Source organism: Sphingobium sp. B10D7B (assembly GCF_025961955.1).
GTDB lineage: Bacteria > Pseudomonadota > Alphaproteobacteria > Sphingomonadales > Sphingomonadaceae > Sphingobium.
In genome coordinates, this window is the sequence record NZ_JAOQOQ010000001.1 from 443,987 (window position 1) to 458,917 (window position 14,931).

10 protein-coding genes are annotated in these 14,931 nt (G+C 64.8%); 1 reads left to right on the forward strand and 9 read right to left on the reverse strand.

Annotated elements, in window-relative coordinates:
• Positions 1 to 20: 20 nt before the first annotated feature.
• The 7 genes from M2331_RS02070 to M2331_RS02100 form a co-directional block, all read right to left on the reverse strand.
• A complete protein-coding gene (locus M2331_RS02070) occupies positions 21 to 3,143 on the reverse strand; it encodes an efflux RND transporter permease subunit (RefSeq protein WP_181558751.1) in 3,123 nt (1,040 codons plus the stop codon).
• Positions 3,140 to 4,285 (reverse strand): efflux RND transporter periplasmic adaptor subunit, encoded by a 1,146-nt coding sequence (locus M2331_RS02075; RefSeq protein ID WP_181558752.1) that lies wholly within the window; start codon positions 4,283 to 4,285, stop codon positions 3,140 to 3,142. The genes M2331_RS02070 and M2331_RS02075 overlap by 4 nt, the downstream gene beginning before the upstream one ends.
• 38 nt (positions 4,286 to 4,323) lie before the next feature.
• Positions 4,324 to 5,913 carry a flavin monoamine oxidase family protein gene (locus tag M2331_RS02080; RefSeq protein WP_181558753.1) on the reverse strand — a complete coding sequence of 530 codons (1,590 nt, stop codon included), beginning with the start codon at positions 5,911 to 5,913 and terminating at the stop codon, positions 4,324 to 4,326.
• A 38-nt stretch (positions 5,914 to 5,951) separates the two neighbouring features.
• Positions 5,952 to 6,389 carry a c-type cytochrome gene (locus M2331_RS02085; RefSeq protein WP_181558754.1) on the reverse strand — a complete coding sequence of 146 codons (438 nt, stop codon included), beginning with the start codon at positions 6,387 to 6,389 and terminating at the stop codon, positions 5,952 to 5,954.
• Between the two features lie 4 nt (positions 6,390 to 6,393).
• Positions 6,394 to 7,983, reverse strand: coding sequence for a flavin monoamine oxidase family protein (locus tag M2331_RS02090; RefSeq protein ID WP_181558755.1), 1,590 nt, complete (start codon positions 7,981 to 7,983; stop codon positions 6,394 to 6,396).
• A 73-nt stretch (positions 7,984 to 8,056) separates the two neighbouring features.
• Positions 8,057 to 8,557 (reverse strand): Rid family hydrolase, encoded by a 501-nt coding sequence (locus M2331_RS02095; protein WP_181558756.1) that lies wholly within the window; start codon positions 8,555 to 8,557, stop codon positions 8,057 to 8,059.
• Positions 8,558 to 8,604: 47 nt separating this feature from the next.
• Positions 8,605 to 11,259, reverse strand: a complete 2,655-nt coding sequence (locus tag M2331_RS02100; RefSeq protein WP_181558757.1) for a TonB-dependent receptor plug domain-containing protein — start codon at positions 11,257 to 11,259, stop codon at positions 8,605 to 8,607.
• Between the two features lie 242 nt (positions 11,260 to 11,501).
• On the opposite strand from M2331_RS02100, the gene M2331_RS02105 reads away from it, so the two are divergent.
• The gene (locus tag M2331_RS02105; protein WP_181558758.1) at positions 11,502 to 12,125 is read left to right on the forward strand and encodes a RidA family protein; all 624 of its coding nucleotides are present in this window, start codon (positions 11,502 to 11,504) and stop codon (positions 12,123 to 12,125) included.
• Here the strand turns inward: M2331_RS02105 and M2331_RS02110 are convergent.
• A complete protein-coding gene (locus M2331_RS02110; protein WP_181558759.1) occupies positions 12,084 to 13,013 on the reverse strand; it encodes a DNA-binding response regulator in 930 nt (309 codons plus the stop codon). The genes M2331_RS02105 and M2331_RS02110 overlap by 42 nt on opposite strands.
• Position 13,014: 1 nt before the next feature.
• Complete coding sequence (locus M2331_RS02115) at positions 13,015 to 14,709, reverse strand: hybrid sensor histidine kinase/response regulator (protein ID WP_181558760.1); 1,695 nt, start codon at positions 14,707 to 14,709, stop codon at positions 13,015 to 13,017.
• Between the last annotated feature and the right edge of the window lie 222 nt (positions 14,710 to 14,931).

The following is a 14,931-nucleotide window of genomic DNA, read 5'->3' on the forward strand; positions in this document are numbered from 1 at the left end:
GGCCGGCTAGCGGGGCCCGATCATTCGGCCGGCTGAGCGGTCCCATCGGGCTTGCCATTCTTGCCCATCAGCGCACGCAGGCGGCGGGTGACGGTCTGGGGCGAGGATGTGCCCCGCGCGAACCGGCTGTAGAGCAAAGGCACTACGAACAGGGTGATGGCCGTCGCGATGCTGACGCCGAACACGATCACCCAGCCGATCGAGGAGCGGGCATGCGCGCCCGCGCCCCCGCCGATCGCCAGCGGAATAGCGCCCGCGACCGTGGCGATGGAGGTCATCAGGATCGGCCGGAGGCGGCGGACGGACGCGTCGCTGATCGCCACCAGAAAATCCCGGCCCTCATCGCGCAACTGATTGGCATATTCCACAATCAGAATGCCGTTCTTCACGGCAAGGCCGACCAGCATGATCATGCCGATCTGGCTGAACAGGTTGATGCTCGTTCCCGTCACCGCCAGGCCGATAATGCCGCCCGCAGCGCCGAGCGGCACGGCGGAAATGATCACCAGCGGGTGGACGAAGCTCTCGAACTGGGCGGAGAGCAGCAGGTAGATCACCACCACGGTAAAGCCAAAGGCGATCCAGATCGAGGTGCCGGTCTGCATGAAGCTGCGGCTCTCGCCCTTATAGCCCACCGCCGTCACTTCCGGCGACTGGCGCGCCTGCTCATTGAGGAAATCGAGTGCGCGCCCGAGAGAATAGCCCTCGGCCAGGCCGCCACTGAGCGTGATGGCGCGCATCTTGTTGAAGCGGCCCAGCTCGCGCGCGGTGGCGGCCTGCTTGACGATCAGCAGGTTGGAGAGCGGCACCAGCGCCCCGCCGGCGGCGCGGACATAGACTTTCGCCAGCGATGCCTCATCGTCGCGATTGAAGGATTCCGCCTGCAGGACGACATAATATTCCTCGCCGTCGCGCACATAGGTCGACGTGCGGCGCGATCCCATCATCGTCTGCAGCGCCTGGCTGATGTCATTGACGGAAATGCCGAGGTCACCGGCACGCTGGTGGTCGATCTCGATCAGCAGTTGCGGCTTGTTCTCGACATAATCGGCGTCGAGATTGACGATGCCGGGGTTGTCGCGGGCCGCGTCGAGGATGCGGTCGCGGGCGACGGCCAGGTCCTCATAGCTGGTGCCCGCGATCACGAAGCTGATCGGTTGGCCGCCACGCGAGAGGCGATTGTTGACGGTGGCGTTGCCGCGCACCGAAGGTAGGCCGGCGAGCCGCTTGTTGACCTCTTGCGATACGCTTTGCGAGCTTTCCTTGCGCTCGTCCCAATGCTTCATGAAGATCGAGAGGCTGCTGCTGTTGAAATCGTCGGTTCCGCCACCGAAGCCGCCGATGCGGGCATTCATGCCGCGCACAGGGCCATCGGCTGCAACCATGGGCAGGACCAGCGCTTCGGCCTGACGGAGATACTTGTCGGCTTGGGTAAAGCCCGTGCCTTCCGGGCTGTTGAGGCGGACCTGCACGACGGCGGTGTCTTCCGGCGGGGCGAGTTCGGAATCCAGGCTTCGGAACAGCACAAAGCTGCCGGCGATCAGCAGCACGGACGCGACGATCACCGGCAGGGGGCGGCGGAGCACCGAGCCGAGCGCGTTGCGATAGCCGTTTTCCGTCCGCTCCATCAGCCGGTCGATCTTGGCGGTCAGGCGGCCGCGCTGGCTGCCCTTGAGCAGCTTGGAGCACATCATCGGCGTCAGCGTGAGAGCGAGGAAGCCCGAGACGCCGACCGCGGCGATCATCGCCACCGCCAGTTCGCGGAACAGCGAGCCGGCCTGGCCGGAGAGGAACATCACCGGCACGAACACGGCGCATACCACCATGGTGGAGGCGACGACGGCAAAGCCGACCTGCCGCGCGCCGTAAAAGGCGGCAAAGAGCGGGTCTTCGCCTTCCTCAATACGATGATAGACATTCTCGAGGACGACGATGGCATCGTCGACCACAAGGCCGATAGCCAACACCAGCGCCAGCAAGGTGAGCAGGTTGATGGAGTATCCCGCCAGCCACAGCACGCCGAAGGTCGTCAGCAGGCAGATCGGCACGGTGATCATCGGCACCAATGTCGCGCGGAGGCTGCCGAGGAAGAAGAACACCACGATGGTGACGAGCAGTGCCGCCTCGAAGATGGTGTGCCACACGCCGCGAATGGCCTCGTCGATGAACATGGTGCTGTCGCCGCCCATGCGGATCTCGACGCCCTCAGGCAGGTTCTTGCTCAGATCCGCAACCGCAGCCTTGGCGGCTTGCGCCACCGCCAGCGTGTTGGCGCCTGACTGGCGAACGATCCCCAGGCCCACCCCGGTTTCGCCATTGTAGCGGAAGATCGAATAGGGATTTTCCGGCCCTTCCTCGATGCGCGCGACATCGCCCAGGCGGACCTGATAGCCATCGCTGCCCCGGCCGATGACCAACTGGGCAAAGTCCTGCGGCGTGGTGAAGTCGCGCTGGACGCGGAGCGAGAGGTTTTGCGCCTCCGCCTCGATCCGCCCGGCGGGCAGCTCGACATTTTGCCGGCGCAGCGCGGCCTCGACATCGCCCGGCGTCAGCCGGAAGGCCGCCAGCCGATCGGCATTGAGCCACACGCGCATGGCGGGCTTGGCCATGCCAAGTTCGACGATCTGCGCCACGCCATCGATGGTCGAGAGTCGGTCGACCACGACGCGCGAGACGAAATCGCCGAGCTTGGTGCGGTCCCAGCCCGGCGCCATCACGGCAAAGAAGATGATCGGCTGGGAATCGGAATCGACCTTGCGCACTTCCGGCGGCAGGGCGTCGTCCGGACGGTCTGCCGCGCCGCCGGCGACACGATCGCGCACGTCGTTGGCGGCCGCATCGACATCGCGTCCGGCGCGGAACTCGATCACGATGCTGGAAGTGCCGTCGCGCGATGTCGAGCTGATCGTCTCGATCCCCTCGATGCCGGCAAGCCGCTGCTCCAGCGGCTGGGTGATGCGGTTCTCGATCACGCTGGCATTGGCGCCGGTGTAGCGCGTTTCGACCGAGACGATGGGCGGGTCGGTGTCCGGATATTCGCGCACGGACAGGTTCATGAAGCCGACGAAGCCGATGATCGCGAGCAGCAGGGACATCACGGCGGCGACCACTGGCCGCCGCACCGAAATATCCGAAAGGATCATGGCCGCGCTTCCGGCGTGGCGGCGCCTTTCGGCGCAATCTTTTCAGTCTGCGCGCTATTGCTGCTCTCGACCTCGGCCAGACGCACGGGCCGGCCTTCCGCCACCTTCACCACGCCTTCGGAGACGACCAGCGCATCCTGCGGCAGGCCGCTCACTTCCATCAGGCCATTGTCCCGTAGCCCGGTGCGCACGTCCATCCGCTTGGCCTTGCGGTCCTTGTCGAGCGTGTAGACATAGCGCCGGTCACCCTGGCTCAGCACCGCAGTCTCGGGCACGGCGAGCGCGGTGCGCTGCCCGGTCTCGATGCGGACGGTCAGCAACATGCCGGGCTTGATCCGCGCGCCCGGATTGGGGAGCGTCGCCCGGACCATGACGGCGCGGCTTGCCGGATCGATGACCGGATCGATGGTGCTGATCGTGCCCTGCAGCACATCATCGGGATAGGCCGAGGAGGAGGCCCGGATCGGCTGGCCGATGCGCAAGGCGCCAAGCTGCGTTTCCGGCACGGTGAAATCCAGCTTGATGCGCGACAGGTCGCTGATCGTCACCAGCGGCGTGCCGCTGTTGACGATGGCGCCCTCGGAGATGGTGCGGAGCGAGAGATAGCCGGAGAAGGGCGCGCGGATCAGGCGGTCGCCAAGCTGGGCCTTGATGCCGTCCTGACTGGCCCGGGCCTCGCTCAGGGCGGCGCGCTGCTGATCGAGCAGCGCGCGTGTGGCGAAGCCCTGCTCATACAGGCTGTTGACGCGGTCGAGCTGCGACGCGGCCTCGGTGGCGCTGGCGCGGGCGCCTGCCAATGCTGCCTGTTCCTGCGCGTTGGAAAGCACCGCCAGCAACTGGCCGGACCGGACGAACATGCCGTCATCGAACATCAGCCGCTCGATCCGCTCGGTCACATTGGCGGCAAGCGTCACCTGCTCATTGGCGCGCGCGGTGCCGACAGCCTGGATCTCGTCCCGGAAGACATGGGTGGCAGGTTTTGTCGCCGATACTAGGGGCGGCTGCCGCTTCTGCTCGGTCTCGCCCTTGCCGCATGCCGCGAGAAGCGCGAGCCCGATCAGCAGGGTGCCCTGCCGCCACGAGGAGAGAGGATGCCCGGCGGCGCCCGGCAGCCGGTTTAGAAGGTCCACGGCGTCATCCATATCGCTAGTAGATTTTGTCTACTTTGCCCCAGTTTCGATCAGCCAGCCACTGCTTTTTTGTGCAGTCGCTCAATGGCATCCAGCGAGGAGAGCAGAGCGCCCTCCATCCAGCAGCCATAATAAGACGCATGCTCGCCCGCGAGGACGATGCGGCCATCCATGGCGACCAGATTCTGGTAGTGCTGCGCGCGCGCCGCCTCCGACCAGGTGGCGCAGCATCCCATGATCCACGGCGTGCGGCTCCAGGCGAGGGAGACGCCGTTCATGAACTGCTTGCGATAGTCCTCGGGGTGGAACACCGATCCCTGCGCTAGCGCGGTTTCGATGCGCTGCTGCGGCGTCATGCCTGCCAGCGCATAGCCGCCGGCGCCGCCCGCAAAGGCCCCGAGCAGCACTGCCGGCTTGTCCGCGAAGAAGTCGAAGTTCGGGTAAGAGATCAGCGAAATCTGCTGGTCGGTGAAGCTGTGGCCACCATAGATCGCGTCCTTCTCCTCCCAGAAGCGGCTGCGCATCTCCAGGCCCATCTTCACCGAGTTGGAATAGGGCACGGCGGCGATGGCGGCCTTGAGCGGAGCGCTCGCCTGCAGCTCCAGCTGGTTGAGCACGCCCAGCGGAATTGTGCAGACGCAATAATCTGCCTTCGCCTCATGCATCGCGCTGGAGGTCAGGTCCTGCCAGGAGACGGTGACGCCTTTTTCGCCCTGCGCGATCTTCGTCACCTTGGCATTGTAGGTGATCAGGTCGCCGACCTGCTTGGCAAAGCCCTTGCCGATCATGTCCATGCCGCCCTTGGGCTGGAACATGGTCGTCTGCATCACATTGGTGAAGAAGAAGCTCATCTGCTGCCACACGCCGGAATCCAGCACATCGCCCAGATCGTTGATCTTGGAGGGCGTCGGCGCGCCGTTGACGCCGCCGCCAGGCGCGCGATCATAGCCGCGCTGGCCGGAGGCACGCAGGCCGCTGGTATAGTTCAGGTCGCCATCGAGCAGGCCCCATTCGCGCAAGGCCTCGACCAGCTTCTCCTTGTCCTCCTTGGTGACCTTCTGATCGAGCGCGCCGGCATTCAGCGCCTTGCCGAGCAGTTCGGAGACATGGCCCTTATAATCAACGGCCAGTTCCTTGTAGCGCTGGGGCTTGCCGCCGAACGCCTTGCTGTTGTGGACCCAGGCATTGTGATTGAGCTGGATGAACGGCTCCAGCTCGACCCCGAAGGCCTTGGTGTAGTGAAGCAGGGTGCGGTGATGGTGCGGGATGCGCCACGGGCCGGGGTTGAGGTAATTGCCCGGCTGGAATTCGCAGGTCTGTGTCGTGCCGCCGACCTCGACCACCTTGTCGCCACCGCGGATCGAGTAGTTCCGCCCGCCGGGCCGGTTCTGATATTCGAGGATCTGCACGGCATAGCCGGCCTTGCGCAGCTCATAGGCGGCGAGCATGCCGGCCAGGCCCGCGCCGAGCACCAGCACCTTCGCTCCCTTGGGTGCGCCGGAGAGCTTGGGCGGGCCGGTGAACTGGGTTTCGGCGGCATGGCCAAAGGCGGTCATGGCCTGATACATGGCCATGGCGCCGCCCGCCTTGCCAATCATCGCCAGCAGGTCACGCCGTGTCGGAGCCGTAAATTCGGTCATGCTCATGTCCCCCAAAAGTGCCGGGCCGTCCCCACGGCTCAGCACGTGCTGCAATCGCGCGTCGACGATCCGTTCGCGGCGATGACGCGCTTGACGTCGGCGGCCGTGACGGGATCGGGATAGTTATTGAAGTGGCTGCGCGCGTAGGTCGCGACGGCGGCCATCTGCTCGGGCGTGAGCATGTCCGTGAACCAGGGCATGCCGCCGCGCCCCTTGACCAGGATCGTGGCGATGAAGTCCTTGTCCGCCAGGTTGGCGTTGCCCGCGATGGCCGGGATCGCCGCGCCGGCGCCGGCCCCGCCCTTGCCATCCGCCATGTGGCAGGCCTGGCAGATCATCTCATAGACCTCCTTGCCCTCATTGGAGATGTCCACGCTGGTCGGCCCGCCGCCTGGCGCATCCTGCGCGCGGACAGCCACCGTGGCGGCGAGGAGAGCGCCCGCCAGAGCGAGCGCGGCGGCGGTTTTGAAGGTCATGGCGTCAGGCTCCGGTGGCGCGCTGGTGGATGCGGGTGATGGCGTCGAGCGCGGAGAGCAGCGAACCCTCCATCCAGCCGCCGTAATAAGAGGCATGTTCGCCCGCGAGGACGATGCGGCCATCCATCGCGACAAGGTTCTGGTAATGCGCGGCGCGGGCGTCGTCCGACCAGCGCGAGGTGCAGCCCAGAATCCAGGGCAGTCGGCTCCAGGCGACGGAGGTGCCGTTCATGAACTCCTTGCGATAGGCGGCCGGGTGGAACACCGAGCCCTGCGCCAGCGCCATCTCGATGCGCTGGGCGGGCGTCATGCCGGCAAGCTGGAACCCGCCAGCATCGCGGGCGAAGGCGCCGAGCAGCACGGCCGGGCCGTTGCCGAACATCCTGTCATTGGGGTAGGAGATCAGCCCGATGGTCTGATCGGTGAAGCTGTGGCCGCCATAGATGGCGTCATCTTCTTCCCAGAAGCGGCGACGCATCTCCAGACCGATCTTCACCTGCCCGCTATACGGCACGGCGCGCATCGCGGCCTTGAGGGGCGCACCCACCTGCATGTCGAGCTGGCTGAGCACGGGCAGGGGGATGGTGTTCACGCACCAGTCGGCACTACTCTGGCCGGTCTTGCCGCTCGGGATGTCCTGCCAATAGGCAGTGACGCCCTTGTCGTCCTGCGTGATGCGGGTGACCTTGGTGTTGAGCTGGACCACCGGGCCGACAGCGCGGGCGAAGGCCTTGCCGATCATGTCCATGCCGCCCTTGGGCTGGAACATGGTGGTCTGCATCACATTGTTGAAGAAGAAGCTCATATGCGCCCAGATGTCGGACGAGAGTACGTCGGACAGGCTGTTGATCTTCGAGGGTGTGGGTGCGCCGTTCACGCCGCCGCCGGGCGCGCGATCATAGCCGCGCTGGCCGGAGACGCGCAGGCTGCTGGTGAAATTAAGGTCGCCATCGAGCAGGCCAAAGTCGCGCAGGGATTCGAGCAGCTTTTCCTGATCTTCCTTGGTCACCGCGTCATTCAGCGCGCCCGCGTTGAGCGCCTTGCCGAGCAGGTCCGAGACATGGCCTTTGAAATCGACCGCCAGCTCCTTGTAGCGCTGGGGCTTGCCACCGAACGCCTTGCTGTTGTGGACGAACGCATTGTGATCGAGCTGGATGAACGGCTCCATCGCCACGCCCAGCGTCTTGCAATAATGCAAGAGCGAGCGGTGATGGTGCGGAATGCGCCACGGGCCGGGATTGAGGTAATTGCCGGGCTGGAAGGCGCAGGTCTGCGAGACGCCGCCGACTTCCACGACCTTGTCGCCACCGCGCACCGAGTAGTTCCGGCCGCCGGGGCGATCCTGATATTCGAGCATTTCGACGGCATAGCCCGCGCGCTGCAACTCATAGGCAGCGACGAGACCCGCAAGGCCGGCGCCGAGGATCAGCACCTTCTTGCCCTTGGGCGCGCCGGTGAGCTGGGGCGGGCCGGTGAATTGCGATTCCGCCGCATGGCCCAGCGCTGTCATCGCCTGATAGAGCGCGACCGTGCCGCCGACCTTGCCGATCATCGCCAGCATATCCCGCCGGGTCGGCCGCAGTGATGTCGTCATCCTTGCTTGTCCTTTGATGCCGGTGCCCGGTGGAAAAGGGAGGCGCGATCCCCCGATGCGCCTCCCTCGACCCTCACGGCATTTTCGCCGCGATGGCCTCGATCTCCACATACATGGTCGGGCGGCCCAGCGCGGCGACCTGGATGGTCGAGCGCGTGGGCTTGTTGGGCTGTTCCGCCGTGCCGAAGAAGGTGCGGAACACCTCATTCATCCCGGCTGAATCCATGCGGCCGCCCGTCTCCGGGGTGCCGACCAGGAAGACGGTCATCTTGACGATGTCGCCCATGGAAAAGCCCTTGGCTTCCAGCGAGGCCTTCATCTTGGTGAGGATGCTGAGCGTCTGCGCTTTGGTATCGCCCAGTTCTTCCGGCTTGGCCGGATCGACCGGCGAGGGTGTGGTGCCGGAAACGAACATGATGTTCGCGCCCGCCGGCACGAAGGCCAGCGAGGCGATGGGGGAGTTCGGCGCGCCATAGGTGCGCTCGACGGTCTGCGCGCCGGCGGCCGAGGGGAGCGCTGCAAGCAGCGCTCCTGACAACATGGCGGCGGTGATGCCGGTCTTCTTCAATGTCATTCTCCTCGTCCAGATACTGTTGGTGTAAAGTTGCTCGTCTTGTTCGATCAGAACTTGAGCGTCAGGCGGGCGTAGTAATATCCGCCGTTCGACCCGTAGGGACCGAAGGTGTAGGGCGCGTTGAACGTGCCGCCGTTGTTGATGTAGGGCGAGACACCGGTCGTCGGCCACGTCGCGGGATCGTAGTTTCCAACGAGCGCCGGTACTTCCGGCATCTTGTCGAACAGATTGTTCGCGCCGATCGCCAAGTTGGCGAACTTGGTGATCTCGTAGCTGAACTCCAGATCGACGATCGCGGCCGGCGCCACCTCGGCATTGTAGTAACGCTGGTTGTTCGACAGCAGGATCGGCGCGGGCAGGGCAGCGATGCCACGGCTCGCATTGCCGTTGGCCGATGTGCTGTTGGGCTGCACGAACTGATTGGTCTTGCTGTAGTAATTCACGCGGGCATTGGCGGTGAACTTGCCGCTGGTGAACAGGGCGCTGAAATTGCCCTTGAAGGCCGGGCTGGCCTTCTCGATGATCTGCTCGGAGGTCGGGCCGAACAGGGTGCCCAGCTTGTTCTTCGTGACCTTGGTGAGGTTGTAGTTGCCGCCGATCGAGAAATCGATGTTACCGAAGGGCAGATCGACCGGATAGCGCGCGGCGAGTTCCAGGCCCATCGTCCGGGTATCGATGCCGTTGGTGAAGGTCTGGATCGCCAGCGAACCGTTCGTCCGCACGGTCGGATCCAGCTGCTTGCCGCTGGCATTGATGGCGTTGATCACCAGGTCATAGGGCGTCAGGCCATTGATCAGCGCGGCCGGCGTGTCGATACCGACACGTTGCGGCGGCGACGTCAGGTTGACGAACTGCTGGCCGGTGATGCTGCCCGAGGACACGATGCGGTCCTTGATCTTGATGAGATAGCCATCCAGCGTAATCGTCAGGCGCGAGATCGGGCGGAGCACGATACCGGCAGAGAAGTTGACCGACTTTTCCGGACTGAGCGCGCCGAACCCGGCGCTGGCCGATCCCGGCGAACTGGGCGCAAGTTGCAGCGTGGCAGAGGTCGGCCCGACGTTCGTGGCCGAGTAGCCGGATTCCTGCAGTGAGGGTGCGCGGAAGCCCGTGCTGGCCGTCCCGCGGATCGCGAAGGCCGGCGAGAAGTCGTAGCGCGTCGTGATCTTGCCGATCGTCGTGTCGCCGAAGTCGCTGTAATGCTCGTAGCGGCCGGCGACATCCACGGTCCAGTCGGGCACCGGGTTGACGGCGACGTCGATATAAGCCGCCTTGGCGTTGCGCGAGAGTGTGCCGGCATCGCTGAGAGCATAGCCGGGGAAAGACTGGCCGCCCTCGACATAGCGCGACAGCGCGTCGCCGGCGCCAATGGCGTAGGTTTCCTTGCGATATTCCGCACCGATGGCGAAATTCAGCGGGTCCTCGAAGCCAACGTCAAACTCCTTGCGAAGATCGAGGGTGCCGACGAACTGGGTGAACTTGAAGCTGCCGTCATAGAAGTCGGACGGCGACTGGCCGGTCGCGACAAACAACGACGCGTTGGCCGAATTGGTGGTGTAGACCTTCGCGACGTCTTCCGAATAGCTGCCGGCCAGATCCCAGTCCCAGCCGCTGATCTCGCCGCGCAGGCCGGTGGTGAACTGGAATTCGTCCTGCTTCACCTCGATATGCGGCACGAGGCCGGTCTGGGCGCTGGTGCCGAAGCAGTTGGTCGGGTCCGTGGTCGTCGCGGCGCCGGCGGTGGTGCGGCACAGGCGGGTGGGATGGCGATAGCCCTGCAGGGCGTCACCATGACGATAGGAGATGTTGCCGAACGAGTAGAGCTCGACGCCACCGAAATCATAGCCGAAGTTATAGAAGCCAAGGGTCAACTGCGACGCCGGCTGGCCACCGTTGATCCCCGCGGTGCAGTTTTTGGCATTGCAGGCGTCGAGCAGGGGCTTGAAGGCTGCTGACACGTTGGTGACGGTGGTGCCGTCATAGTTCCGCACCGAGAACTGACCGTCGCCGACCGTTGTCCAGTCATTGCGGCGATGGAAGAGCGACAGGTCAAGGAAGCCGCTCTCGCCGATCGGCATGCCGAAATTGCCGCTCGCGCTGTAGGTCGTACCTTCGCCGTCATAATATTGGCCGGCGTTGAACTTCACCGCGCCGCCATAAGTGTCCGACTTGAGGATGATGTTGATGACGCCGGCAATGGCGTCCGAACCATATTGCGCGGCGGCGCCGTCCTGCAGCACCTCGATGCGCTGAACGATGTCCGGCGGAATCAGGTCGATGCTCGGCGCGGCGGAACCGCCGAATGCGCCGTTGATGACCTGCAGGATGGAGTTGCCGTGGCGGCGCTTGCCGTTGACCAGCACCAGCGTGTGGTTGGGGCTGAGGCCGCGCAGGCGGGCCGAGAGCGAGAAGCTCGCCATATCGGTGCCCTGCGTCTGCGCCTGGAAGCTCGGCACGAGCTGGGTGAGGGCCTGGTTGAGGTTGGGCTGGCCCACCTTTTCCAGTGCGGAGGAGCTCAGCAACTGGATCGGCGCGGCGCTCTCTGCGGCCATCATGCCGGTGGAACGGGTGCCGGTGACGATGATCTCGCCGCCATCGGCCGGCGGTTCCTGCGGCGTTTCGGCCGTTTGCGCCACGGCTGCGGCGGGAATGGCTGCGCTCGTAAGGAGCAATAGGGCAGCAATATTTCTGCGCGTGATCATGAAGACGTCCCCCTTGTTCTCGTGGTGCGCTCTCCTTTTTGTCTGTCTTTTCGGCGGGTTATGGTTGTTGCGCCGAGCGTCCCGCGTCGCCCTGTGATATGCTCTTTTGCGCCTAGCTAGCTGATCGGACTGGTCGGGATTCGGACATACGCATTTTGTCGTATGGTGGCGGAGGGGGGGTATTCGTAGCTAACATCACTATGATTAGACGCGCTTATTCGGCTCGCCGCGACCTGGGTCGCATGTCTCTCAAGGCCATGTTGGCCAAGACCGTTCTGGCAGGTGCCGCCGCGCTGCTGATGACCGCCGCGCCCGCTCAGGCAGAGGTCACGCGGATCAAGGGCAATCCCAACGCAATCATTCTGGATGGCGTACGCGTCGGCGAGGGGATGGAGACCTTCTACCTCTCCGGCCAACTGCCGTCCCCGGTCGATCCCGCCAAGCCGATGAGCGAGGTCAAGACGCTGGAGGAGATGGGCGACACCAAGGCCCAGACGATCAGCACCCTCAACAAGATCAAGAGCCTGCTCGAGGCGCAGGGCTATAAGATGTCCGATCTGGTGAAGCTGTCGCTGTTCGTCGCGGCGGACCCGCGCACCGGCAAGATGGACTTCGCCGGCGTTAACGAGGGGTTCCGTCAGTTCTTCGGCACGCAGGCTAATCCCAACACCGTTGCGCGCTCCACTTTCCAGGTCGCCGCGCTTGTCGGCCCGCTCTACCTGATCGAGATCGAGGCCATCGCGGTGCGCAAGTCCAGCGGCGCGTCGCCGGAGGCCTCTTACATGCGGCCGCCGCGGCTTCCCCCCGCCCTGCGCAAGAAGTCGTTACTGGCCCAGCATGCGAATGGCGACAGCCGCCGCGGCTGAGCGGGTCTCCACACCCAGCTTGTCGAAGATCCGCTCCAGATGCTTGGTGACAGTGCGCGGGCTGATCTCCAGCACATCGCTGATCACCCGGTTGGGCTTGCCATAGCTCACCCATAGCAGCACCTCGGCCTCGCGCCGGGTGAGCGGCAGGCGCTCCTGCAGACGGTCGAGATCCTGCTCGGGATTGAGCTCGTTGAGGCGGATCAGCACTTCATCCTCCCGATAATGGGCAATGACCTGCATCTCCAGCTCGCCCTGGCCCTTGGTCTGCCGCACGCGCACGGCATTGCCGGCGACGCCCTCATCCTTGGTCAGCAGCTTCTCGATCTGATTGCGGATTTCTTCCGGCAGCGCGGATTCGCTCCGCAGCCAGCCGGGCGAGACGCGCGAGATGGCCTGTTCCGCGCGGGGGGTGCACCACAAGAGGCTGCCGCGCGCATCGGTGGCCAGGATCAGCCGGTCGGTCGCATCGAGACTGGCGACGCTGGCATGGACGGCACGCCCTTGGGCCATATGCACGCGCACGCGCGCCAGCAGCTCCTGCAGGTCCACCGGCTTGCGGACATAATCCACCCCGCCGACCTCGAAAGCTTCGACCACATGCTCGCTCTCCGTCAAGCCGGTCATGAAGATGATCGGGATGCTGGCGAGCTGGGGATTGGCCTTGATCTTCTGCGTGGTCTCGAACCCGTCCATGCCGGGCATCACCGCATCCATCAGGATGAGGTCGGGCATGATGTTGCCCAGCTGTGCCAGTGCCACATGGCCTGAGGTCGCGACCAGCACGGAAATCTCGGCTGTTTCCAGCGCGGCAGTGAGCATCCGCAGCGTGTCCGGCTCGTCATCGACGATCAGGACGGTGTCCGAATGTCCGGGAATGCCAATCATGTCAGTAATCCTGTAAGAGGCGCGCCATGGCGGTCAGGTCGTATCGGTCGAGGTGCTGGTAAAGCTGGCGAACAAGCGGCTCGGCGGCGGGTGAGGCGCGCTCCAGCTGCTTGATCTCGGTTTCGATCCCGCGAATGTGCCCGATCCGCAGGCATTCCTGCATCCGGGCGATGTGCTTGCGGGCGGTGTCGTCGAGCGCAACCGGCGCTGGTTGCAGGCCGGACGGTGTATCCGGCCCGGCGCTGCCGACATCCGGCGCATCGTCCTGCCAGCGCCACGTCAGTTGCAGCAAATCGCCAATCGCGCCGACGAGCGATTCAAATTCCACCGGCTTGACGAGAAAGCGGTCGTGCTGCGGGCTGTCATGCTCCGGCCGGTGCAGTTCCTCGCTATTGGCCGAGAGCATGAGGATTTGCAGCCGGTCGCCGAACATCGCGCGCAACTCACAGCCGATCTCCCAGCCGGATAGACCGGGCAGGCTGATGTCCAGAATGGCGAGGTCCGGCGGCGTCTCGCGCGCGGCAAGCAGCGCCTGTTCGCCATCGGCCCGCGCCTCAACCTGAAAGCCGAGCCCGCGCAGCAACTGCTCGAGGAAGTGGCGCTGGTCGGCATCGTCCTCCACCAGCAGGACATGGCGGGGCTTGCCCTCATAGCCGGTCAGCTTGCGCATGGGCGCCGAGGAGAGGGCCTTGCCGGCGACCTCGCTCAGCATCATCACGATGCGGAAGCAACTGCCGCCTTCCGGCGTGCTGACCAGATCGAGCTGGCCGCCGAGAATCTCGACCAGTGTGCGCGAGATGGCGAGGCCGAGGCCGGCGCCGGACTCCCGCCCCTCGCCGCGCTCGAATGGCTCGAAGATGCGCTGCCGGTCTTCCGGCGCGATGCCGGGGCCGGTGTCCTTCACCTCAAAGGTGGCGATCTGCCCGGCATAACCCACTTTGAGCGTCACGCTGCCTTGCTGGGTGAACTTGATCGCGTTGGAGAGCAGGTTGATCAGCACCTGGCGCAGCCGGTTCTGGTCGAAGCGGGCGATCTCGGGGGGGCGGCCAGTCTTTTCCAGCGTGAACGTGAGGCCCTTGGCGTGAGCGGCGGGGCGCATCATCGAGACGATATGGTCGAGAAAGCTGTTGAGGCGCACCTCTTCAGTGCGCACGCGCAGCATCCCGAATTCGAGCTGCGAGATATCCAGCAGCCCCTCGACCAGATTGGTCAGATGCTCCGAGCAGCGCAGGATGACCCGCGCTGCCTCCTGCGCGTTGACGCCATCGCCCCGCTCGAACAGCTGCGCATAGCCATAGATGGCATTGAGCGGCGAGCGGATCTCGTGGCTGACGCTGGCGAGGTAGCGGCTTTTGGCGAGGTTCGCGCTGATCGCACTCTGCCGTGCCGTCTCCAGTTCGCTGACCAGATGCTGGGCGCGGATCGTGTAGGCCGCCGCTTCCCGCCAGCGGCGAATGCCGAGCAGAAGCAGGAAGCTCAGCGCCAGAAGATCGAGGATGGTGAGCGTTTCCAGCAGCAACCGATCTTCGTTGTCCGACACCATGTGCAGGCCGACGAAAATCCCCCCAAAGGCCAGCCCGAGAAGCCCGAGCTTGACGAGGTGGGCGAGCCGGGGCGGCGGCGTCTCCAGAACGCCGGCGGCATCGATCTTCTCGATGGGAGCGGTGTCCCTGCGATGAAGATCCTGCCGCGTCATGGTCAGCCGATCTGCCGGTGACGCGGGCGGTGGCGACGCAGCGTCCTGAAGCCGGGACAATCCGACTCCAACGGCGATCGACCTTGGTTCACGCGCGCACGGTTCATTTGATGAATGGTGCATTGCAAAAAGGACAAACTCAAAGCCTCGCACGCGCGCGAGGCATTTTCCCGGAATCTGTGGCAAATTTGCTGCAGTGCGTCATAAGGAAAAAGGGCTGTG